Genomic DNA, 26,808 nt, shown 5'->3' with positions numbered 1-26,808 from the left:
GCTGATCCCCTGCCGTCAATTTACGGTTCGGTCAGTCCACTGTCGCGATCCTGCTGGAGCCATCGGGTGATCCCGAGCCCCTCGAGGAACGGCAGATCGTGGCTGGCCACGATCAACGCGCCCCGGTAGGCGGCCAGCGCCTGCGACAGCTGTCTGACACTGGCCAGGTCGAGGTTGTTGGTCGGCTCGTCCAGCAGGAGCAGCTGGGGCGGCGGCTCGGCCGACAACAGCGCCGCCAGCGTCGCCCTGAACCGCTCGCCGCCCGACAGCGTGCCCACCGGCTGCTCGGCCCTCGCGCCCCTGAACAGGAAGCGCGCCAGGCGGGCGCGCACCTGGTTGGGCGAGGCGGTGGGGGCGTGCGCCCGCACGTTGCCCACCACGCTCAGCGACTCGTCCAGCAGGTCGAGCCGCTGCGGCAGGTAGCCGACCGGCACCTGCGCGCCCGCCTCGACGATGGCCCTGAGCAGCGTGGTCTTGCCCGAGCCGTTGGGCCCGAGCAGGGCGATCCGCTCAGGTCCTCGCACCTCGAGGCGCTCCATGCCGGTACGGCCCCGCAGGTTGAACGACAGGACCATCCGTCCCGCGGGCACCTCGGTCTCGGGCAGCGAGATGCGGATCTCCGCGTCGTCCCGCACGGCCTGTTCGGCCTCGCTCAGCCGCTCACGCGCCTCCTCCAGTTTCTCGGTGTGCATGATGCGGTGCTTGCCCGCCGACACCTGGGCCTCGCGCTTGCGCGCCTGCATGATGATCTTCGGTTCGCGCTTGTTGGCGTACATCTTCGCGCCGTAGCGCACCCGGCGATCCAGCTTGGTGCGGGCGTCCATCAGCTCGCGGCGCTGGCGGCGCACGTCCGCCTCCGCCGTCCTGACCAGGCGCTCGGCCGTCTGCTGTTCGGCTTCGAGCATGCGCTCGTAGTCGGACAGGTTGCCGCCGTACACGCGCACGCTCCCCTCGCGCAGCTCGGCGATCTGGTCGACCTGTTCGAGCAGCGCCCTGTCGTGACTGACCACCAACAGCACGCCCTGCCACGCGCCGACGGCGGCGTGGAGGCGCCGCCTGGCCGACAGGTCGAGGTTGTTGGTGGGCTCGTCGAGCAGCAGCACGTCGGGCCTGCGCAGGAACTGCGCGGCCAGCCCCGTCATGACGGCCTCGCCGCCCGACAGGGTCGCCACCGTGCGGTCCAAACCGATGCCGTCGAGCCCGAGCGAGGACAGCGCGCCGAGGGCGCGCTCCTCCACGTCCCAGTCGTCGCCGACGGTGGTGAAGTGCTCCTCGCGCACGTCGCCCGACTCGATCGCGTGCAGCGCGGCCCTGGTCGCGCTGATGCCGAGCAGGTCGGAGACGGTGAGCTCGGCGCGCATGGGCAGGTTCTGCGGCAGGTAGCCCACCCTGCCGGCAACGCTGACCGTGCCGCTGGCGGGGGTGAGCTCCCCCGCCACGAGTTTGAGCAGGGTGGACTTGCCCGAGCCGTTGGCTCCGATCAGGCCGGTACGGCCGGCGGGGAAGGCGGCGTCGAGGCCGTTGAGCACCTGGGTCCCGTCGGGCCAGCCGTACGAGACATGGTCGATCACCACGGAGAATGACATGGAAAGGCTCCCGTCAGAAAAGTCGAAACTTTGTGACATGGCGGGAACCACCGCGAAGACGCCCGAGGTCCAGGTGCGCACGTGCCCAGAGACAGGGCGGAACGGCGCGGTGCCCGCGACCTCAGAACCTCACGTCAACAGCCTCCACGGCTCGGTGATACGACCCAGGTAGGTTACGCGACCGGAAATCCGCAGGCAAGGGTGATCACCGGAGTTTCGCGATCACCTCGTTGGCCGCGCGCTCCCCCTCGGTGGCGCCGCCGTTCATGAAGCCCTGGAAGTCGTAGGAGGTGTGCTCGCCCGCGATGTGCACGTTGCCCTGGGGCACGCCTTCGTACCCGGCGTACCTGTGCAGGTAGCCGACGGGCCAGTAGGAGTAGGCGCCGAGCGCGTGCGGGTTCTTGTGCCAGGCCGACAGCTGGGCCCTGCCGTTCCACTGCGCCTTGGTGCCGGGGAAGACGGTGTCGATGCCGTCGAGCACCGAGCCGGCGAGGGTGCGGACGTAGGGGTCGGTCTGCGTGGGGAAGGCCGTGGAGGGGTCGAGCGCGCGGGCGGCGGCGCCTCCGCCGTACTGGATGAGGACGCCGGTGGCGCCGGCCTGCGCCTTGGTGGTGTCCCAGCACTGCTGCCACGGCTGGTCGGTGAAACAGTCGCCGGCCGACACCCCGTCCCACGGTCCCGTGCCGAGCCAGGGGCGGGTGGAGAACTGCATGTTGAGCTTGGTGACGTGGCCCATGCGGGCGTCACGCAGCAGGTTGGTCATCCTGGCGTCGAAGCCCGCCCTCGACAGGTCGAGGCCCTGCAGGATCGGCAGCGGCACGGTGAGGACGGTGTGGTCGGCGGTGACCGTCCTGCCGCCCTCGAAGGTGAGCGTCTGCGTGCCGTCGGCATTGGCCCGTACGGCCAGCAGCCGCCATCCGGTCCGCACGCTGCCGGAGGGGAGCGAGGCGGCGATGGCCTGAGGGAGCTGGTCGTTGCCCCCGACGATGTGGTAACGCTCGTCCGACAGGCCCCAGACGTTGAAGTGGCCGGGGTTGGGCTGGTAGCCGAGCAGCAGGACCAGCGCGAGGGACGACTGGTCGGTGGTCTCGGCCCCGTACTCCACGTTGTAGGCGACGTCGAGGAACCTGCCCAGGTCGGAGGCGTATCCGCCCGGCACGCGCGAGTCGATCCACTCGCGGATGGACATGTTGTCCAGTGCGATGCCCTCAGGCGTGGCGTTGTTCCACATGACCTCGCCCGCGGCCATGAGGTCGGCGTGGAGGTCCTGATACATCTCCTTGAAGTCGGCGTCGGCCTGTGAGCGCGGATAGTAGTGGCCGTTGACGTGCAGGACCTCCTCGGCGCCGTTGGGTCCCGAACCCGCGAAGTTGACGGTGCCGAGGCCGAAGCGGCGGCACAGCTGGAGCATCTTCTTGTGCTCGACGTCGATGAGCTCGCCGCCGATCTCGGAGGTCTGGCCGTTCAGCCAGAGCGAGCGCTGGGTGTACATCCGGCCGCCCACCCGGGTGTTCGACTCGTAGACGACGGGCTCGGCCCCCGCGTCGCGCAGGGTGAGCGCGGCGGTCAGGCCCGCGATCCCCGCGCCGACGACGGCGATCCTGGCGGGCCTGAGCGGCGGCTTGGGAGCGTCCGCGACGACGTCGGCGAGGGCCGCGGCAGGGGTGGCGGCGAAGGCGGTCGCGCCCAGACCGGCGAGGGCGGCGCGCCTGAGCAGCTCGCGGCGGCCGAGCCCGCGTACCTCCTCGACGGGCATGCCCAGGCGGCGGGCGGCGTGGTGATCGGCGGCGATGCGCTGCAGGGCGCGCAGTGCGGCGGTGCGAGGCATGGGGGGTGCGCCTTCCTGTTGGTGTTGTCGCCAAGAGTGAAGACGGAGGCGTTCACCGAACAGTCGGCACAACGTAACCGATCAGGGCCATCGACTGACACACTGCGTTCGGCCTAGAGTGCGCACCAAGCCGTCACCCCTCACCGGAGGTCAGGAATGTCCAGCATTCCCTCTCTGCTGCGCGACCGGATCAAGGCCACGCCCGACGCCGAGGCCTATCGCCATCCAGCGGGATCAGGCTGGGCCTCGCTGACGTGGGCCGAGGTGGGCGAGCGGGTCCGCCCACTGGCCCTCGGCCTGGCCGCTCTCGGCGCGAGCGCCGGGTCGCGTGTCTCCATCCTCTGCTCGACCAGGCTCGAATGGGTCCTCACCGATCTGGCGGTGCTCGCCACGGGCGCGGCCACCACGACGATCTACCCCTCCAACACCGCCGCCGAGTGCGCGTTCGTGATCAACGACTCGGGCAGCACGCTGGTGGTCGCCGAGAACGACGACCAGGTCGCCAAGCTGGTCTCGGTCCGCGACGAGATGCCGGACCTGCGCCACGTGCTGGTCGTCGACGGCACCGCGAGCGAGGACGGTTGGGTCATCCCGCTCGACCAGGTCAGCGGCGAGGGCGACTTCGACGCCATGGTCGACGCGATCAAGGAAGAGGACCTGGCGACGCTCATCTACACCTCGGGCACCACCGGCAGGCCCAAGGGCGTCGAGCTGACCCACGACAACTGGCTCTACGCCGCGGAGGCGGTCCGCAGGATCGACCTCATCGGCCCCGACGACCTGCACTACCTGTGGCTGCCGCTGTCGCACTCGTTCGGCAAGCTGCTGCAGGTCGTGATGATCGACATCGGCGTGCCGACCGCGATCGACGGTCGTCTCGACAAGATCGCCGAGAACCTGGGCGAGCTGCGGCCCACCTTCATGGCCGCCGCGCCGCGCATCTTCGAGAAGATCCACAACACAGTGGCCGCGACCGTGCGCCGTGAGGGCGGCGCCAAGCTGCGCATCTTCGAGTGGGCCAAGCAGACGGGCATCAGGGTCAGCAAGGCCCGCCAGCGAGGGGCGGCGATCCCGCTGACCACCAGGCTGGAGTACGCCCTCGCCGACCGGCTGGTCTTCGGCAAGCTGCGGGCCCGCTTCGGAGGGCGTATCCGCTACTTCATCTCGGGCTCGGCGCCCCTGTCGCAGGACATCGCCGAGTTCTTCGACGGCGCGGGGCTGACGATCCTCGAGGGGTACGGCCTCACGGAGTCGTCGGCGGGCAGCTTCCTCAACAGGCCCGACAGCGTGAGGTTCGGCACGGTGGGGCCCCCGCTGCCCGGCACCGAGGTGCGCATCGCCGAGGACGGCGAGGTCCTCATCGGCGGGCGCGGCGTCATGCGGGGCTACCACGGCCTGCCCGAGGAGACGGCCGCGACGCTCGACGACGGGTGGCTGCGCACCGGCGACATCGGCGAACTGGACGAGGCTGGGCGGCTGCTCATCACCGACCGCAAGAAAGAGCTGATCAAGACCTCGGGCGGGAAGTACGTCGCGCCTACCTACATCGAGGGTCGCATCAAGGCGGCGTGCCCGTACCTGTCGCACGTCTTCGTCCACGGTGACAGGCGCAACTTCTGCACCGCGCTCGTGACGCTGGACATGGAGGTCGTCAGGCCGTGGGCGGCGGCCGAGGGCCTGCCCGACGAGGCGGAGAAGCTGCGCGAGCATCCCCGGATGAGGGAAGAGGTCGCGAAGGCGGTGAAGCAGGTCAACCAGACGCTGGCCAGCTACGAGACGGTCAAGGAGTTCGCGATCCTGGGGACGGACTTCTCGGTGGAGACCGGGGAGCTGACGCCGAGCCTGAAGGTGAAGCGCAAGGTCGTGGAGCAGCACTTCGGCGACACGCTGGACGCCTTCTACAAGGACGCCAACCTCATCTGAGATGCCTGAGCCCGCGCCCTCCTCCGGACGCGGGCCGGGGTTCTTCAACAGCAAGCCCGGCCCGCGCCCCGTGGGATGGGGTCGTGGGAGGTCATCGGAAGACGTGGAGGGAGCGGGGGCGTTTGGTGAAGACGAGGGGGCCGTGGGCGGTGAGCGTCTCGCCGTCGCGGGCCAGCCGAATCTCCCCCGACGGCGTCTCGACCCGCACCGTGTCGGCCTGCCACTGGCGGTAGTGGCGCGACAGGCCGAGCCGTCCGGCCACCACGCTGCCGAAGGCGCGCACCCTGGGCAGGGTGCGGGCGGCGGTCATCAGCCTGATGTCCAGCACCCCGTCCTCCAGCCGGACCCGCCGTCCCGGGGCGGCGCCGCGCGAGCCGTACCTGCAGTTGCCCACGAACAGCAGCCACGCCCTGTACGGCACGCCGTCCACGACCACGTCGAAGGGCGCCGCGTCGCGGCCCAGCACCTCGGCCAGCGCCCACAGCAGCGCGGGCCACTTGCCGACGCGTTTCTGCCTGGCCTCGCGCCGGTCGACGAGCTCGGGGTAGATGCCGACGCTGGCGTTGTTGACGAAGACGCCTCCCGCCACCTCGCCCACGTCGACCGCGACCAGGTCGCCTCCCCTGTAGGCGGCGACGGCCTCGTCGGCGTCCTCGATGCCCAGCTCGGTGGCGAAGTGGTTGAGCGTGCCGGCGGGGACGACCAGCAGGGGGCGTCCGTGCTCGAGGGCGGCCAGCGCGCCCCTGTTGACGGTCCCGTCGCCACCCGCGACGGCCAGCGCCTTGCCCTCGGCCTTGTCCATGGATTCCAGCGGGACGAACCGCGCGCGGGGGAAGGCCTCGCGCAGGGTGCGTGCCGCCTCGCTCTCCTCCTGGCTGACCACGACGGCGAGGCCGTCGCCGAGGGGGTCGAGGTCGAAGGAGGGGGCCGTGGCCGAGGCTCTGGCCCTGCCCGCCTCCCCCGCCTCCGGCCAGATGCGGCGGGTGAGCAGGCCGGTGGCCACGCCGATGGCCACGCCGGCCAGCACGTCGCCCGGGTAGTGGACACCGGTGTAGACGCGGGAGAAGCACACCGCGCCGGCGAGCAGCGCGACGGGCGCGGCGACGACGGCGGGGGCCTCCAACGCGACGGCGGTGGCGAAGGCCGCCGCCGAGGCGGAGTGTCCGGAGGGGAAGGAGGCCGACAGCGGCATCCTGAGCAGCCTGGTCATGGGCAGCGAGTCGGCGACGGGGCGTTTGCGGGCGAAGGCCTGCTTGCCCGCCAGGTTGACCAGAGGGCTGGCGAGGCTGACCGCCAGCAGCCCTCTGGTGGCCGCCCTGCGCAGGCGCCGCCTGCCGCTGAGGGCGAACCCGCCCGCGATGCCCGCCCAGAGCAGGGCGTTGTCGGCGGCCCGCGACAGCGGTGGCAGGACGCGCTCGAAGCCGGGCAGCCTGGCCTGCGCGACGGAGGCGTACAGGTGCTTGTCGAACCGGTGCAGGCGTGATCGGAGTCGCATGTGTATCTCTTGCCCAGCTTCGTCGACGTTTACAGGACGCGTTTGGCTCCCGGCAGGGACCGCACCAGGTAGGCCAGGCCCCAGCACAGCGGCAGGGCCAGAACCGCGACGACGGCGAACTTGACGATCGCGGCGGCGTGCAGCGCGCTGAAGGCGTAGGACAGGCCCACCAGCACGACGGGGTGGATGAAGTAGACGGTGTAGGCCTGGTCGGACAGGAACCTGCCGCGCGGCCCCTGCCGGTTGAGGCGCTCGCGGAAGGTCACCAGCAGGCCGATGGTGATGCCCACCGCGAACACCGCCTCCCACGTCGCCGCCGCCAGCTCCGACGGCACGCCCTGGGTCGCGAACCGGACGGGCAGCAGCACCAGCGAGCAGGCCGCCGCCACCGCGAAGCCGAGCCTGCCCGCCCTCCTCGACAGCGCGTCGAACCAGCCGTGCCTGAAGGCCAGCGTGCCGAGGACGAACATACTGACGTACTGGGGCAGGTGCGAGGGCGTGGGCAGGCCGAGCACCGGCACGTACAGGCCGGTGGGCACGACCAGCCGCCACAGGAAGGTGGAGGCAGCCAGCGCGAGCGTGTACCCGGCGATCGCCGCGAGCCCCGGCGCGCCCTGGGGCACGGGGCGAGGGGCCCTGCCGTAGCGGCGGACGAGGGCGTAGCCGGCGACGAGGACGAGCAGCACCTCCACGAACCACATCGGGCCCGGGTCCCAGGAGGCGAGGTAGAACTGCCAGTACGGCAGGTCCGTCTCCCTGTAGATGCCGAAGGTGACCAGCGGCCGCAGCAGCAGGAGGAAGACGAGCAGGGGGATGCCGAGCCGTACCAGCCGGTCCCTGAGGAACGGGCGGGCGCCCTTGCGGTCGTGGGAGCCGGGGGTGAAGAAGCCGGACAGCAGGAAGAACAAGCCCATGAAGAAGGCCTGGTCGAACATGACCAGGACGTCGAGGGCGAGCCCGGAGGGGTCCTGGGCGGGCTCGACGTGGTACCAGACGGGGATGTTGCCGTAGGTGAGGGCGACGTGGTGCAGGACGACCAGCACGGTGAGAACCACGCGCAGGTTGTCGACGTAGGCCAGGCGCTTCATCGCACCGCCCTGAGGAAGATCTCGACCAGTTCCCTGGCGTGGGCGTCGAGGTCGTGCTCGGGGTAGGCCGCCCAGTAGGCGAACATGTTGTCCACCGCCGAGGAGTGGGTGATCGCCATGACGCGGGTGTCGAACCGCCGGAACTCGCCGGTGCTCTGGCCGAAGCGGTAGATGCGCTCCAGCGACTCGTAGAGCTCCTCGTTGGCGGTGATGCCGTAGCGGGGTGAGCCGTCGGGCAGCCGGAGGTTGTGGAAGATCTCCCCCAGCGCCATGAGCTGGACGCGGTGGTCGCGCATGTGCTCGGCGACGGTGAGCAGATGGGTGCGCAGCAGCCCCGTGGCCGTGCTCTCCCCCTCCATCCTGGCCAGGACGAAGTCGGCGATGCCGGAGTAGACGTGGTCGACGACCTGCTCCATGAGCTCGTCCTTTCCCGCGAAGTGGTAGGAGATGACGCCCTTGCTGATGCCCGCGTGCTTGGCGATGAGGGCGAGAGAGGCCTTGGCGAAGCCCACCTCGGCGATGACCTCGATGGCGGAGGCCATGATCTGGGCGCGGCGCGCCTGCTCGATGAAGGATCGCGGCTTCTGGCCGCTCGCCTCATTTTCTGACCGCATGGCCAAAAATTAGCACACTTGGCCAGAAAAGAATAAAAACGACCGATCGGTCATATTGTGTTAGCGTGGACGCATGGCAGATGGGCGAAGGGTGCGCGGGCAGCGCAGCCGCGAGGCGATTCTCGGCAGCGCGGTGGCGTTGGCCTCGGTCGACGGCCTGGGCGGCCTCAGCCTGGGCAGGCTCGCCGAGGCCGCGGGGGTCAGCAAGTCAGGTTTCTTCGCGCACTGGCGCGACAAGCAGGAACTGCAGCTCGACGCGGTCGAGTGGGCCGCGCGACAGTGGGTGGAGCACGTCATCGTCCCCGCCTCCGCCGCGCCGAAGGGCGTGCGCAGGGTCTTCGCGCTGCACGAGGCCAGGCTCGCCTTCTACAGGGACGGCGTCCTGCCGGGCGGCTGCTTCTTCTTCGTCGCCCAGGTCGAGTTCGACGACAAGCCGGGCCCGGTCAAGGACCGGGTCGCGCAGGCGATGAACGACTGGCTCGGCTACCTGGAGCACACCGTCAGGGAGGCCGTCGACAGGGGCGAGCTGCGCGCCGATCCGGCCCAGCTGGCCTACGAGATCGAGGCGCTGGGCGAGGCCGCCGTCACCCACTCCCGCCTGCGCGACGGCCCCACGGCCTTCGCCCACGCCCGCAGGGCCGTCCTCGACCGGCTGCGGGCGCTCTCACCGACACCCGAACTCCTTCCGGAGGACTGACCTTGTCCCACACCCGCCCCGTCCAGGTGCACTTCGACGACCTCGACGCCATGGGCCTGCTGCACAACGCCCACTACTCCGTCCTGGTCGAGCGCGCCATCACGGCCTTCTGGACCGAGCAGGGCTGGCACTTCGACCCCGCCCGCTCCCGCTTCAAGGACGTCTTCTTCGCCGTCCGCGAGTTCACGATCACCTACCACGTGCCGATCATGGGCGTGGGCGAGCCGCTGGTGCACTTCTGGATCGAGCGCATGGGCAACACCAGCGGCGTGTACGGCTTCCGCGTCCTGTCGCCCGACGGCGAGACCGTCCACGCCGAGGGCCGCAGGGTCAACGTCAACATCGACCCCTCGACGCTGCGCCCCACCCCCTTCAGCCCGGAGATCCGCGACGCCGCACAGGTCCTGGCGGCGTGAGGAGGAACGGCGGGCCGAGCGGCCGCGGGGCGGCAGGCGCCGCGACGGGCGCCCGCGTGAGGAGAACCCGGTGGATCGCCGGGCCCGAGCCGAGAGGCGCCGATCCCGTCGTGGTCGCCCTCACCGCCTTCCGCCTCCACCGCGGCGCGCACCTGCCGCGCGCCTGCCTGGCGGGCTGGCGGCTCAGCCGCCTGTGGCCGGGGCTGGAGGGCGCGGTCGGCCTGTGGCTGTGGGCCGAACCCGGCGCGCGCCGCATCGGGTCGGTGTCGGTGTGGCGCTCCGAGGCCGACCTCAGGGCCTTCGTGCGGCTGCCCGCCCATGTCGCGATCATGCGTGCCTACCGGGGCAGGGGCGAGCTCGTCTCGGCCACCTGGACGAGCGGAGCGCCTGACCTCTGGGAGGAAGCCAGGTCACACGGGGTGGAGTATTCCGAACCCCACGGGTGACAATTCGCGCCCCGGCCTGCCTGGAGCTCCGCCGTACCGTGCCAGGATGTCGGCACGCGAGGCGGGAGAGGCTCATGTGCGAGGATCCGATGCTGCCCGAATCGGTCGCGGGCGCGCTGCGCGACTACGGCAGGCTGCTCGACCGGCACGGCATCACCTGGGGTGAGCCGGAGATCCACTACGTCAAGCTCTTCGGGGTGCGAGGGGTGCTGCCGCCCCAGCTCCTGGACAGGTTCTGGGGGCTGGCCTTCACCAGGCTCGCCGACCGCCATCCGGGCGCTTCGGTCATGGAGCTCGGCGCGCGGCTGGGCGAGCCCGACTACGACGAGCTGCTGCGCGACACGTTGGAGGGCAGGCTGCCCGGCTCGCTGGCCGCGCTGCGGATCACCGACGAGGGGGTGCGCTTGGAAGGCGCTCCCCGCACCACGCTGGGCCAGGCGCCCACGGTGTCGTTGCTGGTCGACTCCTGGCGCGACGGTCCCGTCAGGGTGGAGGCGGCCGGACGGCGGCGGGAGCTCAGGGCGGCGGGGGCGTGGCTGGTCGAGGTGCGCCCCGACAGCGAGCTGACCGTCGACGGCGTTCCCGTCTGCCTGCGCCGCCTGGTCAGGACCGTGCCCTCGGCCAGGCTCAGGCTGAGCGCGGGCCTGCCCTGCCGCTGGAGCGTCTTCGGCGCCGACGGGCAGGGCTGGTTCCCCGAGGGCGCGCCGCGCCGCCACGACTTCCACGGCCTGCCGTACTTCCACGGCGACGACCTCGTCCTCGACGTCCCTGCCGACACCCTCACCGTCACCGCCACCAGGGGCATGGAGTACGGCGAGGCGCTGACGGCCGTCACGCTCTCCCCCGGCCAGGAGCACACCGTACGGCTGACGCCGCGCCGCCGCTACGACGCGGCCGCGCGCGGCTGGTACGGCGGCGACCTCCACGTCCACCTGAACTGGGCAGGCGACCACGTCGCCACCCCCGCCGAGGCGGCGGCCGTCCAGCTCGGCGAGGACCTGCACGTGCTCAACCTGCTGGCCGGCAACGTCTCGGGCTCGCGCGTCTACGACCGCGACGCGCTCGAGCAGTGGATGGGCGCCGACCTGCCGTGGTCGGACGCCACGCACGTGGCGCGGATGGGCCTGGAGTACCGCAACGACCTGCTCGGCCACGTCTACGCCTTCGGCCAGGCCAAGCCGCCCGAGCGCTTCCACACCGGGTTCGCGGGCGAGGCCGACTGGCCGCCCAACGCCGAGGCGCTGCGCGAGCTGCGCCGGTCGGGGGCGCTGCTCGGCTACAGCCACCCCTTCGGCCAGCCCGTGGCCGAGAGCGACCCGCCCAAGCGGCTCATGCGCCCCGTCGCCCGCAACTGCGCGGCGCGCGAGCTTGTCGCCGACGCCGCGCTCGGCCTCGTCGACAGCCTCGACGTGCTCACCCACGCCGACATCGCCGCCACCGCCGTCGTCTACCGTCGCCTGCTCGGCGCGGGCAACCGCCTGGCCGTCACCGCGGGGACGGACACGATGCTCTCCTTCACCCGCCTCGACCGCCAGTCCAGCCCGCCAGGGTGGGCGCGCGTCTACGCCCGCGTGGACGGCCCGCTGAGCGCCGCCTCCTTCGCCGAGGCCGTACGGCGAGGCAGGACCTTCGCCACCACCGGCCCGTGGCTGGAGCTGTCGGTCGAGGGGCACGGGCCGGGAGCCGTGCTCGATCTGGAGCGCGGCGCCAGGGTGGAGGTCACCGCGCGCACCGAGGGGCCGGCGGTGGAAGAGCTGCGCCTGCGGACGGCCGACGGCGTCGTCGCGGTCTCCGAGGGACCCGTGGTGAGCGCCTCGCTGGAGCCTGGCGAGGCCACCTACGTCCTGGCGGAGGCGGTGGGCGGGCCTTCGCCCGAGTCGATGACGGGCCTGACCTACGCGCTGACCAGCCCGGTCCACCTCGACGTGGAGGGGCGGCGGGTGGCGCGGCGCGAGGACGTGCTGTGGTGCCTGGAATGGCTGGAGGCGCTGGAGGACCTGGTGCGCGGGCACGCGGTCCTGCACGCCCCCGGCCAGCTCGACGACCATCTCGCGCTCCTCGAGCGGGCCCGCGAGGTCTACCGCGCCAGGCTCAGCGGCGTTTGAAGGCCGACAGCAGGCGGTCGGCCGCCAGGGAAGGGGTGAGGGAGCCGTCCAGCACCTCGCGCTCGACCTCCCCTGCGATCGCCGCCACGTCGGGGTCGCCTCGCAGCTCGTCCAGCAGCCGGTCGCGCACCAGCGTCCAGGTCCATCCCACCTGCTGGCGGCGGCGCCTGTCGGCCAGGTCGATCCTGTCCTGGTGAGCCAGCACCTGCGCCCACACCTGCTCGATGCCTGCCCCCGTCAGCCCGCTGCAGGTCAGCACGGGCGGCGGAGGGCCTTCGGAGCGCAGCATGCGCAGCGCGCCGGCCAGCTCTCTCGCCGCCTTCCTCGCGGCCAGCTCGAACTCGCCGTCGGCCTTGTTGACCGCGATGACGTCGGCGAGCTCCAGCACGCCCTTCTTGATGCCCTGCAGCTGGTCACCGGTGCGAGCCAGGCTGAGCAGCAGGAAGGTGTCGACCATGTCGGCCACCGCGACCTCCGACTGGCCGACGCCGACGGTCTCGACGAGCACGGTGTCGTAGCCGGCGGCCTCGACGACGACCATCGCCTCCCTGGTGGCCTTGGCGACGCCGCCCAGCGTGCCCGAGGTGGGCGAGGGGCGGATGAAGGCGTTCGGGTCGGCCGCCAGGCGCGACATGCGCGTCTTGTCGCCGAGGATGCTGCCGCCCGTGCGCGTCGAGGACGGGTCGACGGCCAGCACCGCCACCCGGTGGCCGCGATCGGTCAGCAGGGTGCCGAGCGCGTCGATGAAGGTGGACTTGCCCACCCCGGGCACGCCCGAGATCCCCGCCCTGCGGGCCTGGCCCGCCAGCGGGGTGAGCTCGACGAGCAGCCGCTGGGCCAGCTCGGCGTGGTCGGCCCTGGTCGACTCGACCAGGGTGATCGCGCGGGCGATCCAGGCGCGGGAGCCCGACTTGACGCCGCTGACGTAGTCGTCGAGCGCTCTCAATGGCCCAACCGCGAGGACAGCTCGCGCACCAGGTCGAGGGCAGCGTCGGCGATCACCGTGCCCGGCGGGAAGATCGCGGAGGCGCCCGCCGCGCGCAGCTCCTCGAAGTCGCCGGGCGGGATCACGCCGCCGACCACGATCATGACGTCGTCCGCGCCCAGCTCGGCCAGCGCCTCGCGCAGCGAGGGAACGAGCGTCAGGTGACCCGCTGCCAGCGAGGAGACTCCGACGATGTGCACGTCGGCCTCCACCGCCTGCCGCGCCACCTCTTCTGGCGTCTGGAACAGCGGGCCGACGTCCACGTCGAAGCCGAGGTCGGCGAAGGCGGTGGCGATCACCTTCTGGCCGCGGTCGTGCCCGTCCTGGCCCATCTTGGCCACCAGGATGCGCGGGCGCCTGCCCTCGGCCTCGGCGAAGGCCGTGCACGCCTGCCGTACCTGCTCGATGCCCTTCACCGGGCCGGCCTCCTCGCGATACACCCCGGAGATGGTACGGATCTGCCCCGCGTGCCGGCCGAACACCTTCTCCAGCGCGTCGGAGATCTCGCCCACCGTGGCCTTGGCGCGGGCCGCCTCCACGGCGAGCGCGAGGAGGTTGTCGCCGCCCGCCGCGCCCTTGGTGAGGTTCTCCAACGCCTGCCGTACGGCCTGCGGATCCCTGTCGTCGCGCAGGCGGCGCAGCTTGTCGAGCTGCTGGGCCCGCACCGCGCTGTTGTCGACCTTGAGCACCTCGATGGGCTCGTCGGCGACCGGCCGGTACTTGTTGACCCCGATGACCGGCTGCCTGCCCGAGTCGATGCGCGCCTGGGTGCGGGCGGCGGCCTCCTCGATGCGCAGCTTGGGCAGCCCCGCGTCGATCGCGCGGGCCATGCCGCCGGCCGCCTCGACCTCCTCGATGTGCTGCCACGCCTTCTCGGCCAGGTCGTGGGTGAGACGCTCGACGTAGTAGGAGCCTCCCCACGGGTCGATGACGCGCGTGGTGCCCGACTCCTGCTGCAGCAGCAGCTGGGTGTTGCGGGCGATGCGGGCGGAGAAGTCGGTGGGCAGCGCCAGCGCCTCGTCGAGGGCGTTGGTGTGCAGCGACTGGGTGTGGCCCTGGGTGGCCGCCATCGCCTCGACGCAGGTGCGCACGACGTTGTTGTAGACGTCCTGGGCCGTCAGCGACCAGCCCGAGGTCTGCGAGTGGGTGCGCAGCGACAGCGACTTGGGGTTCTTCGCGCCGAACCCCGACACCAGCCGCGACCACAGCAGGCGGGCGGCGCGCAGCTTGGCGACCTCCATGAAGAAGTTCATCCCGATGCACCAGAAGAACGACAGCCTGGGGGCGAACCTGTCGAGGTCGAGCCCGGCGTTCACGCCCGCCCGCAGGTACTCCACGCCGTCGGCCAGCGTGTAGGCCAGCTCCAGGTCGCACGTGGCCCCCGCCTCCTGGATGTGGTACCCGGAGATCGAGATGGAGTTGAACTTCGGCATGTGCTCGCTGGTGTAGGCGAAGATGTCGGAGATGATCCGCATCGAGGGCCCTGGCGGGTAGATGTAGGTGTTGCGGACCATGAACTCCTTGAGGATGTCGTTCTGGATGGTCCCCGTCAGCTGCTCGGAGGAGACGCCCTGCTCCTCGGCGGCCACGATGTAGAGCGCGAGGATGGGCAGCACCGCGCCGTTCATGGTCATCGACACCGACATGCGGTCGAGGGGGATGCCGTCGAACAGCTGCCGCATGTCGTAGATGGAGTCGATCGCCACCCCCGCCATGCCGACGTCGCCCGCCACACGCGGATGGTCGGAGTCGTAGCCGCGGTGCGTGGCCAGGTCGAAGGCGACCGACAGGCCCTTCTGACCGGCCGCGAGGTTGCGCCGGTAGAAGGCGTTCGACTCCTCGGCGGTGGAGAAGCCCGCGTACTGCCTGATCGTCCACGGCTGATTGACGTACATCGTCGGGTACGGCCCGCGCAGATACGGCACCGCCCCCGGATAGGTGCCGAGGAAGTCGAGACCTTCGAGGTCGGCGGCCGTGTAGACCGGCTTGACCGCGATGCCCTCGGGCGTCTCCCACGGCTCGCCGTCCTGGGCGCCCGTGGATGCGGAGGGCGAGGACAGGGGGATGTTCGTGAAGTCCGGGATCATCGAGCCACTCCCAGGTCGTCGAAGGTCGTGCGGAGGACTTCCAGCGCGTCGCAGCCCGCGTACAGGCGCGCGTCGACGCCCTCGTGGGTTCCCTTCCCCGCCAGCCAGACCTTTCTCGCTCCTGCGCGTCTGAGCGCCTGCGCCACGGGGGTGGCGTGCTCGGCGTACAGCTGGTCGCTGGAGCACAGGCAGGCCACGGCCGCGCCGCTGGCGGCGAAGGCGCTCGCGATCGCCTCGGGGTCGGTGCCGGGGCCCGAGGTGAGGGTGCGCAGGCCGCCCGCGTGGAAGAGGTTGGCCGCGAAGGCCGCCCTCGCGGTGTGCGCGGCGACCGGCCCGATGGTGGCCAGGAACACCGCCGGCCGTTCGGGCTGTGCGTCGGCGAGGTCGCGCAGCTCCTCGTACGGCCTGGCGTAGCGCTCCACCCTGCCGCCGGCCGGGCGGCGCACCGGGCGCTCGCCGGGGTTGGGGAACTCGCTCACACCCGTGATCGGCAGGCGCCGGTGGGCGATGTCGTCCTCACGCCTGGCCCGCGTCGCCGCGATGCGCGCCGACACCAGCCCCGAGGCCGCCAGGATGCCGCCCGCCGCCTCGATCTCCTGGAACCACGACCAGGCCCGCTCGGCCAGCTCGGCCGTCAGCCGCTCGACGTACCAGGAGCCGCCCGCGGGATCGGCGACCTGCCCCACGCCCGCCTCCTCCAGCAGCAGCGCCTGGGTGTTGCGGGCCAGCCGCCGCGCGAGGCCGTCCGGCGCGCCCAGCGCGGCGTCGAAGGGCTGGACCGTCACCGCGTCGGCCCCTCCCACGCCCGCCGCGAAGCAGGCGAGGGTGGTCCTCAGCAGGTTCACGTGGGGATCGCGCGCCGTCATCATCGCCGAGCTGGTCACCGCGTGCTGCACCTGCTCGCCGGCTCCCCCGCAGACCTCCGCCACCCGCGCCCACAGCAGCCGCGCCGCGCGCAGCTTGGCGATGGTGGCGAACTGGTCGGCGGTGGCGGCATAGCGGAACTCCAGCTGGCCGAGCGCCTGCTCCACCGACAGCCCAGCCGCGGTCAGCGCCCGCAGATGGGCCACCCCGACGGCGAGGGTGCAGCCGAGCTCCTGCGCGTCGGCGCCGCCCGCGTCGTGGTAGGGCAGGCCGTCCACGACGATGGCCCTCAGCCCCTCGTGCTCGGCCGCGCACCGCCTGGCCAGCGCCACGGCGTGGTCGCCGAGCCCCGCGCCCAGGTTGCCCCTCACGCCGGCGCCGAGGCTGAGCAGCACGGCGGCGGCCTCCGCGGTGCGCTCCCCCGCCTCCAGCACCACAGGCGCCAGGTCGAGGTGGACGCCGCGCAGCGTCCGCTCGAGATCTCGCGGGGCGAGCGCCAGCCACAGCGAGGTGACGCCGTTCTCCAGGTCGGCGAGCACCGCCTCGTTGTCGGGGACGGCATGGCGCTGCCGCACGTCCCAGCCCCGGTGAGCGGGCCTGGGGCCGCGCAGCTCGGGCAGGTCGCCAGCGTCGTAGAGGGGGGCGAGGCGCACGCCGTCGTAGGTGTCGGTGGCCAGCGCGGCCTCGGGATCGGCGTCCACGCCGGACCTGCGCAGCACGCCGAGCGCCAGAGCCCGCCAGTCGTCGCGGGTAGTCGACGGAAAGTCCGCGGCCAGTCTCATGCCTTGGATGGTAAGCGGAGCCGTACCAGAACATTGCTCCGGGGGGTGTCTCGCGCGCGGCCGCGGCTCAGGGCAGCGGCGCCTCCCAGCTCAGGCGCCAGGTGGTGGGGCCCACGATCCCGTCGTCGGGGATGCCCTGGTTGCGCTGGAACCTGCGGCACACGTCGCGCGAGTCGGCCCCGTAGGCGCCGTCGACGCCGAGGCTCCAGCCCCGCTTCTTCATCTGCTTCTGCCACGTGCGGACGTCCTGTCCGTGCATCACGGGAGGGAACTTCAGCAGCCTGCCGGGGAAGGCGGGGGCCTGCGGCTGCGGCGGCGTCGGCGGCTCCTGCCCGCCAGGGTTGGGCGCGCCGCGCCTGATCCAGGCGTAGAGACGGTCACCCGGGCAGTCGGTGTTGAACCCGTCGCGGTGCCCCTTGATCTCACGCCCCGCCCCGCCCTTGTCGCGCAGGTGCTGGATGGCGTCGAGGACGGCGTGCAGCACGCCGTCGGGCGGCACCGTCAGCCCCGCGTTGCCGACCAGCCCGAGCACCGCGTAGTGGCCGGAGTTGAGGCCCGCGCCGTTGGCGGCGGGCAGATGATGCAGTCCCCGCCCCTCGAACACCTTCCGATGCGGACAGGCGATATACGTGTTGCCGGTGAAGTACACGCTGCCCTGACGGCGGGCCAGCCAGCTCTGGTTCTCAGTACGCGGACACCAGATCTCGCCGGTGTAAATCTCCCGCGTGATGGAGAACGTCGAGCCCCGCAGCGCCGCGGAACGAGGGGCGAAGTGCTGCTTGCGCCGTATGTTGACCTGCCACATCTCGCTGGGACAGCTGTCGGTCGGTGGACGCATCCGAAGGGAGGCCCCGCTACCCGACAGGAGCACGGCGAACATGAAGGCCTCGGCGGCGGCCCTGCTCTTCTGCGCCAGCGCGTCCTGGCCCGCGTTGTCGGCGGCCAGAGAGACCTCGATGAACAGGGACAACTGCGCCCTGGTCAGCGAGAGCAGGAACTCCTGGGCCGGGACCCGGTCAGGCGCGACCTCGAGCAGAAGCCGCCCCGCGTCCGCCGAGAGGTGGAACTCCGCCAGATGACGGTTGCGGCATTCACGCCACCTGGGCACGCCGTCGGTCTGGACGCCAAGACGAGGAAACGCCTCGACCGGTGGGCCGAACACCGCACTCAGCGCCGCCCTGATCCGCGCGACATGGCCTGGATTGGAGGACATCGACTGATAGACCGCCACGCTGGTGGACGGGCGCGCGCCGCGAAGGGGCTTGATGTGCCCTTCGGTCCAGAACCAGGCGACGAGCTCGACGAACGCGTCGGACCACTTGGCCTCGACCGGTAGATCCGCACAGGGAGCCGCGATCGGGATGCGATCCCAGTAACCGAGTGTCTCCGTTGTCACCCAGAGACGCTCACGTGCGGTGACCGAGCGGGGAGCCGCGCCCGTGGGGAGCCACCTACCGTCGGGCCCCTTCTGCCGCGTGGTCCCTGTACGCCTGCGGAAACGCTCCACCGGCCAGCGGTGTTGCGGCGTGGTGAGCGAGGAGTGGCTGACGCCTTCCATCCTCACCATCTCCCGCTCCCTGCTCGGGAAGACGCACACCTCTAGGACCGGCTGCCACTGCGAGACGCCCAGCTCATGGTTGAGCGTGAGCGTGAGATCGCCCACCTGGAGCTCACGGTAGGACTTCCAGCCCTGCTGGGTGAGGATCTCCGTCTCCTCATCCACGCAGTAGCCGACGTCGATCCAGCCGTTGCCGTCCATGTGGAAGTTCTGGATCGACTGCACCAGGGCGACGCACTTGGCGTGGTCGCGCACGATGGCGGGGTCGACCCTGCCGCCTGTGTAGTGGACCTTGACTCCCCTGGTGGAGTCGAGCTGGGTGTAGCTGCCGCCGGGGGGACGGGCACGCCAGGTGCGGCGCGAGACGAGATCGATGGCCACGGCGAACTCCAGGACGGGGATGGTGACGACCGAGCGTAACGCGGAGTGTACGGACAGATCCCGGAATTATTGATTATTGGTCTGGTTACGGCCGGAACACTCGCCGGTCGGTGACGATCGCGGTGATCAGGTCGTGGGGCGTCACGTCGAACGCGGGGTTCAGGGCCCGGGTGCCCGCAGGAGCGAGCCGTACGCCTCGCACGCTCACGATCTCCTCCTCCGCCCTGTCCTCGATCTCGATGTGCTCGCCCGAGGGGGTGGAGAGGTCGATGGTCGTCTCGGGGGCGACCACGAAGAACGGCACGCCCGCGCGCTCCGCGCCCAGCGCGAGGGAATAGGAGCCGACCTTGTTGGCCGTGTCGCCGTTGGCGGCGATCCTGTCCGCCCCGATCAGCACCGCGTCGATCCCTCCCCTGGCCAGCAGGGAGGGGCCCGCGGAGTCGGCGATCAGCCGGTACGGCGCGCCCATCCTGTCCAGCTCCCATGCGGTGAGCCGCGCGCCCTGCAGCAGCGGCCTGGTCTCCAGCGCCAGCACCTCGGCCAGCCTGCCGCGCTCGTGCAGGGTCTGGATGACGCCCAGCGCCGTGCCGCGTTCCACGGCCGCGAGCGCGCCGGTGTTGCAGATGGTCATGACGCGCAGGCTGTCGCCCTCGATCAGGTCGGCGCCGCGCCCGCCCATGGCCACGCAGGCGGCGATGTCCTCGTCGCGCAGCCGCTCGGCCCTGGCCAGCACCGCCTGCCTGCCCTCCTCCAGGTGTGCGGCGGCCTGGTCGACGCCCCACGCGAGGTTGACGGCGGTGGGCCTGGCCTCGCGCAGGCGCGCGATCGCCTTCCTGTCTCCGTCGGCCAGCGCGACGCCGAACGCTCCCGCCACGCCCAGGGCGGGAGCCCCCCGTACGGCGAGGCGCTGGATGGCCTCGATGAGCGCGTCCACGGTGGTGATGCGCAGCATGACCAGCTCGTCCGGCAACAGCGTCTGGTCGATGAGCTCGATGGCTCCGTCGACCCAGTCGATCGTCCTCACACCGCGCACGCTACCCCCTCGTCCCGCCGCGGTCAGCGCGCGCGGCGTACGGCGACGGTCAGCACGCTGGGGACCTGACCCCGGCGGCCGGCGCGCCGGAAGTGCCTAGGCGGTCAGCGCGCCGACCGTGCCGCGACGGTCAGCGCGCCCGTGGTCCCGCGACGGTCGCGCCCGGAGTCGCCCGGCCGTCAGCGCTCGGACAGCACGATCACCGAGTCGCCCTCGCCGAGCGTCAGGGGCTGCGACTTGCTCGGGTTCAGCACGACCCCGTAGTGCGGCGGCTGGTTGACGCCCGAGGCAAGGCGGTAGCCGATCGCCGTCTCGCCCCTGCGCCTGGCCGACTCGATGACCGTCGAGAAGGAGACGGGAACGTCCTTCGTGACGTAGGACGAGGCGGGCCTGGGGTAGATCTCCGATCCGCGCGAGTCGAACAGGTAGCTGAAGACGTCGGCCAGGTGCCTGTTCTCGGCGAGCTGGGCCAGCAGCAGGCCGATCACGGTGTCGCTGATGACGATGTCGTCGGCCTCGGTGACCTCGGCCAGCGAGCGGTTGTTCTCGTCGTGCATCTCGCTGACGATCGAGTAGCGCTCGCCCGCCACCGTCTGCATGTCGCGCAACTGCAGGAGGGTCATGAGCGTGCGGGTGTCGGCGTGCTGGGGCTTGAACCTGTCGTCGGACAGGACGATCACGTGCTGGTAGAGGCCGACGCCGAGCGCCTCGAGCGCGTATCTGTCGGTGGTGTCGCACTCCTTGACGTTCACGGTGAGGTTGCGCAGGCCGTCGAGGCCGGTGCCCGCCTTGGGGTGGCCTGCCGCGATCTCCAGCATCGAGCCCGGCGCGACGTAGCCGTCCAGGTAGCGGACGATGTGCTCGGCGCGGGCGTTCCAGTTGAGGACCAGCGTGCGCTCGGGTTCCAGGGGCGTGGCGGGCGCGACCGTGATGTCCTTCTCGGAGAAGGAGGCCTCCCCCTGGGCGAGGTGGATGAGGGAGTCGTCGTGGGCGATGACGACGACCTCGTCCTCGGCGGTGATGACGGTGTCCATGGGTGGGTTGAGCACCACGCCCCCCGCCCTTCGCAGGCCGATGACGGTGGCCGTCTGGTAGGCGTGCAGCGCTTCGCCGTACGAGCGGCCCGTCAGGGCGGCGTCGGAGCGCAGGTAGATCTCGCCGTCGTCGAAGTTGAGCAGGTCCATGCAGACCACGGACATGCCCGACTGCCTGGAGGACTGCACGATCAGCCTGGAGGCGGTGTCGTCGGAGTCGACGAGGTGGACCTGGCTGCCTCCCGCGAGGCGGGCGGCGGCCAGGTTGCGGCTGGAGGTGAGCGAGGCGACGACGGGCGGGTGGTCGCCCGCGCGCTTGGCGAGGGCCAGCAGGATCTTGATGACGTGCGCGTCGGGGTCCTCGCCGTCAGGAGAGAGCACGACGATGGAGCGCGCCTTGTCGAGGTTCATCAGCCTCAGGTCGCCTGGCTCGGTGGGCCGTCCCGTGCGGCAGACCAGCCTGGTCCTGCCGGTGTCGCCGATGCGCTCCCTGATCTCCTCCTCCATGTCGAGCTTGTCGCGGTCGGCCAGCACGGCGATGACCGAGCCTCGCTGGCTGGCGTGCGCCTTCACCAGCTCCCCGATGATGGTGAAGACCTGGTCGGACCAGCCGAGCACGACGGTGTGACCGCTCTCGGCGATCCTCGACCTGCCCCGGCGCAGCCGGTCGATCTTCTGCTTGAGACCGTTGGACAGCAGGCCGACCAGGATGCTGACGATGAAGATGCCTGCCAGCGAGCCGACGAACATCACGGCGAGGAAGGCGGTGCTGCCCTTGTCGCTGGCGACCTTGCTCGGGGTCATCGCGTGCATCAGCGACAGCCAGAGCACCTCACCGAACCCCGCCCCCTCGGGCTCGTCGGTCAGCCAGGCGGTCAGGCCCGCCACCACCAGCACTAAACCCACCGAGACCAGTGCGAGCCACCCTATGAGCGAGGCGGTTCCTCTGGACATCGTGTTGTCGAACCAGTAACGCATGCGCTCGCGCAGAGACACGCTTACCTCCCCGTGAATGAACCTCGGCCAACGGCAAAAGGTACAGGTGCTTTCTGGTGACGAAAAATCATTGTGACGGGCGCCCGTACCCTTGTTCCGTGACCACCGCGAACCTGGCCTACGAGAGGCTCAAGCGCCGCATCGTCGAGGTGGAGCTGCGTCCTGGCGAACGGCTGATCGAGCGCGATCTGGCGGCCGAGCTCGAGGTCTCGCGCATCCCGCTGCGAGAGGCGCTGCGCCTGCTGGCCGCCGAGGGACTGGTGGTGCTGGTGCCCGGCAGGGGCGCGCTGGTCAGCCCGTTCACCCCCGACGACGTGCGCGATCTGTTCGACGTCCGCGAGAGCCTCGAGGCGCTGGCCGCGCGCCTGGCCGCCGAGCGCGCCGACGCCGACGGTCTTGCCAGGCTGCGCGCGTGCATGGAACGTGCCCGTGAGGCGATCGCGCGCGACGACAGGGCGGCGATCGCCGCCGCCAACGCCGACTTCCACCACGAGCTGGTGGCCATCTCGGGCAACGCGCTGCTGGCCGACCTGATGCGTCCGCTGGACGCGCGCCTGCACCGGCTCTTCAGGCTCACCTCCGACCGCGACCCCGGACGGCAGAGCGAGGAGCACGCCGAGCTGTACGAGGCCATCGCGGCGGGCGACCCCGGCAGGGCGGCCGAGCACGCGCTGCGGCACGTCGCCGACGGCAGGCAGGACTCCCTGGCCGTGGCGCGCGGCTGGTCGGTGGAGGACATCGACCCCGTCCAAGCCACGCATTCCCGGCGCAGGGCTCGCTAATGTGGCGATGTGTTGATCCCCCTCACCCCTGACGATCCGCTGGAGCTGGGCGAGTTCCGGCTTGCGGGACGCCTGGGCGAGGGGAGTCAGGGCGTCGTCTACCTCGCCCACGACCGCATGGGCCGTCCCGTCGCGGTCAAGCTGCTCAGCAGCGGCGACCCCGAGACCCGCGCCAGGCTGGCGCGCGAGCTGTCGGCGATGGAGAGCGTGGCCTCCTTCTGCACCGCGGCCGTGCTGAGCGCTTCGGCCGAGGGGCGCAGGCCGTACGTGGTCAGCGAGTACATCGAGGGGCCCTCTCTGCACGAGCGGGTGCGCGATCGCGGCCCGCTGTCAGGGGGTGAGCTGGAGCGCCTGTTCGTGGGCACGGCCACCGCTCTTGCCGCCATCCACGCGGCCGGTGTCGTGCACCGCGACTTCAAGCCGTCGAACGTGCTGCTCGGCCCTGACGGGCCGCGCGTGGTCGACTTCGGCATCGCCAGGGCCGAGGGGACCTCCACGATGACCTCGGGCCTGGTGGGGACGCCCGCCTATCTCTCTCCCGAGCAGATCGGCGGCTCGGCGGCCTCGTTCGCCTCCGACGTGTTCGCGTGGGCGGCGACGATGGTGTTCGCCGCGAGCGCCAGGGCGCCCTTCGGCGCCGACACCGTGCCCGCGGTGCTGCACAGGGTGCTGCACGCCGAGCCCGACCTGTCGGTGCTGCCGCCGAGGCTGCGTGACGTGGTCGCGGCCGCCCTGGCCAAGGACCCGTCGGTGCGGCCCACGGCGCGCACGCTGATGGTCGCCCTGGTGGACCCGCAGGCGGGCCCCGTGTCACCGGCGCCCCTTTTCCGGGGCGGAAGCGCCCCGGCCTCCCCCGGCCCCGGCGACACCGACCCTGGGCGGGCGGCGATGACCACCAGGGGCGGCGGGCGGCGCGGCAGGCGCACGCTGGTGGTGGGCTCGGCCCTCGCCGTGGCGGCGCTGGCGGCCGACGCTGTGGGGGTGGTGAACCTGCCCGGCCTCCGGCCGGGCCAGGACGAGCGGCCCACCCCCACGAGCTCCACCGGCTCGGTCACCGCGCCGCCGTCCACGAAGAGTCCGACCGCCACCGCCACCGCCACCGCCACCTCTGCCGCCTCCGCCTCTTCTTCGCCCGCGGGTGAGCTGAAGATTCCCGCGGCGTTCGCCGGCCGGTGGTCGGGCCACACGACCACCACCAATCCCATGGATCCCGACGGAGCCGAGAACACCGTCGAGATCAGGGCGGGCGCCGCCTCGGCGTCGTGGACGGAGAAGGACGCGCAGGTCGACTGCGAGGAGGAGATCAGGCTCACCAAGGTCGAGAAGAGCAAGCTGACCTTCGCGCTCACGCAGGACAGCGGTTGCGTGGCGGGCACGATCGAGCTGACGCTCGGCGACGGTGTGCTGCGCTACCTGTGGCGCGACGTGCCCGGGCTCGGCCTCGTCGAGCAGAGCGGCGACCTGCGCAGGAGCTGAGGCGTCAGCTGCCCGCCGTGGCGAGGGCCTGGTCGCCGAAGGCCGCCGCCACGGACCCCGCCACCGAGGCGGGCAGCAGCGGGAGCGCCTCGCGGACGGCCTCGGCGCCCATGGGAGAGAAGCGGTCGCTGTGCCTGACCGCCGTCCTGGCCGCCCTGCACTGCACGTCCCACGAGCCGCACGCGAACGCCAGCCCCAGCGCGGGCGCGAGAGCGTCGAGGTCGTCGAGCTCGTCGGCGGCCTCGTCCAGCCACCGCAGCCCCGCCGTGGCCAGCTTGCGCTCGGGCCGGGACAGCAGGGCGCCCAGCGCCTCGGCGACGTCGGCCTCGGGCAGGTCGCCGAGGCGGCGCAGGTGCCTGAGCGCCAGCTCGGCGACAGGGCCTGGCGCCGAGGGCAGCAGGCGCACGTAGTCGCGGGCGCGGGCGGCCACCTCGTCGTAGGCGGGTTCGATCAGGTCGTGCAGGCGGGCGAAGAAGCGCAGGTCGGTGGCGGTGCCGCCGCGCAGGAAACGGCGGAGGCAGCCGTCGAGCAGCATCTCGCGGCTGACCGTGCCCTCGCTCTCCAGCACGCGGAGCGTGGCCAGCCAGGTGCCCGCGGCAAGGGGTGCGGCCTTCTCGTGCCGCAGCGCCCTGCCCACACCCTCGGCCTCGAAGAGACGTGGCAGCAGGACGGGAAGCAGAGGGTCATCGCGCAGCGCCCGCGCGGTCGGGGCGCCCGAGGCCCAGGCGACGACCAGGGGGTCGTGCTCGGGTGGGGTGACGCCGTTGGCGCGCAGCAGCTCCAGCGCCAGGCGCAGGTTGCGGTTGCGGGCGTTGCGGGCGCGCCTGACCAGCCTGGCGGCGAGGTCGGCCTGCCACGCGGCGGGCCTGACCGACAGCACCCGCAGCAGGGGTTCGAGGTCGTCGGCCTGTTCGGTCCACGGTTCGAGGTCGCGCCTGTTGAGCCAGGCCACGACCGCGGCGGGCCCGCCGAGCGTGCCGGCTCCTGCGACCCGCATGAGCTCCATCCAGGCGACCTCGTCGTCCCATTCCTCTTCCTCGTGCCAGAGCCGCAGGCCGGGCTGCCAGTGCGCCTCCCACTCGTGGTCGCGGCGCTCCTGTGTCCAGCCTCGCCTGTCGGCCTCGCGCTGGAACAGCGCCCAGCGCTCCTGCGAGCGCCGTTCGGCGGAGTCGCGGCGGGTCCGCTCTTTGGCCTGAAGCCTGGCCTCCGCCTGTGCGCGGGCTGCGGAGATGTGGCCGGGCAGCGCGGCGGCCACCTCGCGGCGGCCCGCGTCGTCGAGCGCCGCCACGCGGGCGGCGAGGCGGGTGACGTCGTCGGTGGCGAGCGCGGCCCGCACCGACTCCCACGCGCTCACGCGGTCGCCTCGACGGCCGCGCGGGCGGCGGAGCGCGGGTGATGGGGCGTGCCCCCCGAGGCGGGGAGCGGTAAGCGTTCAAGGGCAGGAGTGGGGGGCACCGCGTTCGTCATGGCGGCGACGATAGAGATCGACTCCGACAGAACCGAGTACGTAAACCATCCGATGCGCCTGCGTCAGGCCTCCACCACAATCGGCCGAGTGATATCCCGTGTCGCCCTCAAGCCGATCACGCCGGGCGAGCGCGGCTCCCGCGGCTATCACGACCCCTTCGGCCATGGCGCGGCCGTCTGGGACTACACCAGATGGACCAGCGAGGAGATCGAGATCGGCTTCCCCGCGGCCGAGCTGGTGCCCTCGTGGACGGCGCGCACGCCGCCGGGCAGCTGGCTGGAGGTCGAGCTGCGGGGCAGGACCGCCGACGGCCGCCGCACCCGCTGGTACGTCATGGGCAGGTGGGCGGAGACCTGCGCCGACATCCACCGCACGTCGCTGCCGGGCCAGGGCGACGAGGACGGCGACGTCGCCGTCGACACCCTGCTCGCCAGGCGTCCCCTGCTCGCCTTCCAGATGAGGATCACCCTGTACGGCGTCGGCGCGAGCGTCGGCTCGGTCAGCGTGATGGCCTCGGCCCCGCCAGGCCCCGTGCGCTCCACGCCTCCCGGCAAGGCGAGCGGCGTCGAGCTGGCCGTGCCGCCGCTGTCGCAGCGCGTGCACGCGGGCCACTACCCGCAGTGGGACGGCGGCGGCGGTTCCTGGTGCAGCCCCTCGTCTGTGACGATGGTGCTCGGCTTCTGGGGCAGGGGCCCCTCGGCCGCGGAGCTGGCGTGGGTCGAGCCCGCCGATCCGTGCCCCGCCGTCGACCACGCCGCCCGCGACACCTACGACCACAGCTACCAGGGGTGCGGCAACTGGCCGTTCGGTGTCGCCTACGCCGGGCGCTACGGCCTGACCGGCTTCGTGACGCGCCTGCGCTCCCTGGCGGAGCTGGAGTGCTTCGTCGCCGCGGGGATCCCCGTCATCACCTCGCAGTCGTTCAGGGAGCACGAGCTGCCGGGGGCCGGCTACTCCACGACCGGTCACATCATGGTCGTGGCCGGGTTCACCGCGCAGGGCGACGTGATCGCCAACGACCCTGCGACCGAAGGGGTCCGGCGGATCTATCCGAGAGCGGCGTTCGAGAACGTCTGGCTGCGGGCCGCGGGAAGCGGAGGGATCGTCTACGTCCTTCATCCTCCGGAGGTCCCCCTCCCCGAGTCCGACGGCAACTGGTGAGTC

At 71.8% G+C, this 26,808-nt stretch carries 20 protein-coding genes; 8 read left to right on the top strand and 12 right to left on the bottom strand.

The window, feature by feature from the left end:
* Positions 1–20 precede the first annotated feature (20 nt).
* On the bottom strand, positions 21–1,586 hold the full coding sequence (locus FHR33_RS41240; RefSeq protein ID WP_183659563.1) for an ABC-F family ATP-binding cassette domain-containing protein: 1,566 nt from the start codon (positions 1,584–1,586) through the stop codon (positions 21–23).
* 205 nt (positions 1,587–1,791) lie between these two features.
* Positions 1,792–3,414 (bottom strand): flavin monoamine oxidase family protein, encoded by a 1,623-nt coding sequence (locus FHR33_RS41235; RefSeq protein WP_183659562.1) that lies wholly within the window; start codon positions 3,412–3,414, stop codon positions 1,792–1,794.
* Between the two features lie 156 nt (positions 3,415–3,570).
* Between FHR33_RS41235 and FHR33_RS41230 the strand changes: the two genes are divergently transcribed.
* Entirely contained in the window at positions 3,571–5,337 is a 1,767-nt protein-coding gene (locus FHR33_RS41230) for an AMP-dependent synthetase/ligase (protein WP_183659561.1), read from the top strand.
* 91 nt (positions 5,338–5,428) lie between these two features.
* Here the strand turns inward: FHR33_RS41230 and FHR33_RS41225 are convergent, their stop codons facing one another.
* The 3 genes from FHR33_RS41225 to FHR33_RS41215 are packed head-to-tail and all read right to left on the bottom strand — an operon-like array spanning position 5,429 to position 8,534.
* Positions 5,429–6,832 (bottom strand): bifunctional phosphatase PAP2/diacylglycerol kinase family protein, encoded by a 1,404-nt coding sequence (locus tag FHR33_RS41225; RefSeq protein ID WP_183659560.1) that lies wholly within the window; start codon positions 6,830–6,832, stop codon positions 5,429–5,431.
* A 29-nt stretch (positions 6,833–6,861) separates the two neighbouring features.
* Entirely contained in the window at positions 6,862–7,920 is a 1,059-nt protein-coding gene (locus tag FHR33_RS41220) for an acyltransferase family protein (RefSeq protein WP_183659559.1), read from the bottom strand.
* Positions 7,917–8,534, bottom strand: a complete 618-nt coding sequence (locus FHR33_RS41215) for a TetR/AcrR family transcriptional regulator (protein ID WP_183659558.1) — start codon at positions 8,532–8,534, stop codon at positions 7,917–7,919. The genes FHR33_RS41220 and FHR33_RS41215 overlap by 4 nt, the downstream gene beginning before the upstream one ends.
* Before the next feature lie 73 nt (positions 8,535–8,607).
* Between FHR33_RS41215 and FHR33_RS41210 the strand changes: the two genes are divergently transcribed.
* The 4 genes from FHR33_RS41210 (at position 8,608) to FHR33_RS41195 (ending at position 12,198) form a co-directional block, all read left to right on the top strand.
* A complete protein-coding gene (locus FHR33_RS41210) occupies positions 8,608–9,231 on the top strand; it encodes a TetR/AcrR family transcriptional regulator (RefSeq protein ID WP_183659557.1) in 624 nt (207 codons plus the stop codon).
* A gap of 2 nt (positions 9,232–9,233) precedes the next feature.
* Positions 9,234–9,647 carry an acyl-CoA thioesterase gene (locus tag FHR33_RS41205; protein ID WP_221241448.1) on the top strand — a complete coding sequence of 138 codons (414 nt, stop codon included), beginning with the start codon at positions 9,234–9,236 and terminating at the stop codon, positions 9,645–9,647.
* 56 nt (positions 9,648–9,703) lie between these two features.
* The gene (locus tag FHR33_RS41200; RefSeq protein ID WP_221241447.1) at positions 9,704–10,093 is read left to right on the top strand and encodes a hypothetical protein; all 390 of its coding nucleotides are present in this window, start codon (positions 9,704–9,706) and stop codon (positions 10,091–10,093) included.
* A 74-nt stretch (positions 10,094–10,167) separates the two neighbouring features.
* Positions 10,168–12,198 carry a CehA/McbA family metallohydrolase gene (locus FHR33_RS41195; RefSeq protein WP_183659553.1) on the top strand — a complete coding sequence of 677 codons (2,031 nt, stop codon included), beginning with the start codon at positions 10,168–10,170 and terminating at the stop codon, positions 12,196–12,198.
* Here FHR33_RS41195 and meaB read toward each other — a convergent pair.
* The 6 genes from meaB to FHR33_RS41160 form a co-directional block, all read right to left on the bottom strand.
* Positions 12,185–13,144 carry a methylmalonyl Co-A mutase-associated GTPase MeaB gene (gene meaB, locus FHR33_RS41190; protein ID WP_183659551.1) on the bottom strand — a complete coding sequence of 320 codons (960 nt, stop codon included), beginning with the start codon at positions 13,142–13,144 and terminating at the stop codon, positions 12,185–12,187. The genes FHR33_RS41195 and meaB overlap by 14 nt on opposite strands.
* Positions 13,141–15,270 (bottom strand): methylmalonyl-CoA mutase, encoded by a 2,130-nt coding sequence (gene scpA / locus FHR33_RS41185; RefSeq protein ID WP_183659550.1) that lies wholly within the window; start codon positions 15,268–15,270, stop codon positions 13,141–13,143. The genes meaB and scpA overlap by 4 nt, the downstream gene beginning before the upstream one ends.
* Positions 15,267–16,916, bottom strand: coding sequence for a methylmalonyl-CoA mutase subunit beta (locus FHR33_RS41180; RefSeq protein WP_183659548.1), 1,650 nt, complete (start codon positions 16,914–16,916; stop codon positions 15,267–15,269). Before FHR33_RS41180 ends, scpA begins: the two co-directional genes overlap by 4 nt.
* Positions 16,917–16,983: 67 nt before the next feature.
* On the bottom strand, positions 16,984–18,855 hold the full coding sequence (locus FHR33_RS52990) for a peptidoglycan-binding protein (protein WP_312895974.1): 1,872 nt from the start codon (positions 18,853–18,855) through the stop codon (positions 16,984–16,986).
* Positions 18,856–18,940: 85 nt separating this feature from the next.
* Positions 18,941–19,879: an S-methyl-5-thioribose-1-phosphate isomerase gene (gene mtnA / locus FHR33_RS41165; protein ID WP_183659546.1), complete on the bottom strand. Its 939-nt coding sequence runs from the start codon at positions 19,877–19,879 to the stop codon at positions 18,941–18,943.
* Positions 19,880–20,067: 188 nt separating this feature from the next.
* Positions 20,068–21,900 (bottom strand): CASTOR/POLLUX-related putative ion channel, encoded by a 1,833-nt coding sequence (locus FHR33_RS41160; protein WP_183660611.1) that lies wholly within the window; start codon positions 21,898–21,900, stop codon positions 20,068–20,070.
* Positions 21,901–22,016: 116 nt separating this feature from the next.
* Between FHR33_RS41160 and FHR33_RS41155 the strand changes: the two genes are divergently transcribed.
* Both FHR33_RS41155 and FHR33_RS41150 read left to right on the top strand, forming a co-directional pair.
* Complete coding sequence (locus FHR33_RS41155) at positions 22,017–22,700, top strand: GntR family transcriptional regulator (protein WP_183659544.1); 684 nt, start codon at positions 22,017–22,019, stop codon at positions 22,698–22,700.
* 9 nt (positions 22,701–22,709) lie between these two features.
* Positions 22,710–24,176 carry a serine/threonine-protein kinase gene (locus tag FHR33_RS41150; protein WP_183659542.1) on the top strand — a complete coding sequence of 489 codons (1,467 nt, stop codon included), beginning with the start codon at positions 22,710–22,712 and terminating at the stop codon, positions 24,174–24,176.
* A gap of 4 nt (positions 24,177–24,180) precedes the next feature.
* Here the strand turns inward: FHR33_RS41150 and FHR33_RS41145 are convergent, their stop codons facing one another.
* Positions 24,181–25,530 (bottom strand): DUF6493 family protein, encoded by a 1,350-nt coding sequence (locus FHR33_RS41145; protein WP_183659540.1) that lies wholly within the window; start codon positions 25,528–25,530, stop codon positions 24,181–24,183.
* Positions 25,531–25,731: 201 nt separating this feature from the next.
* On the opposite strand from FHR33_RS41145, the gene FHR33_RS41140 reads away from it, so the two are divergent.
* On the top strand, positions 25,732–26,805 hold the full coding sequence (locus tag FHR33_RS41140; protein ID WP_312895972.1) for a C39 family peptidase: 1,074 nt from the start codon (positions 25,732–25,734) through the stop codon (positions 26,803–26,805).
* Positions 26,806–26,808 lie beyond the last annotated feature (3 nt).

This window comes from Nonomuraea dietziae, from assembly GCF_014195505.1.
In the GTDB taxonomy this organism is placed as follows: Bacteria; Actinomycetota; Actinomycetes; order Streptosporangiales; family Streptosporangiaceae; genus Nonomuraea; species Nonomuraea roseola.
This window is presented reverse-complemented; position numbering and strand designations above follow the sequence as displayed.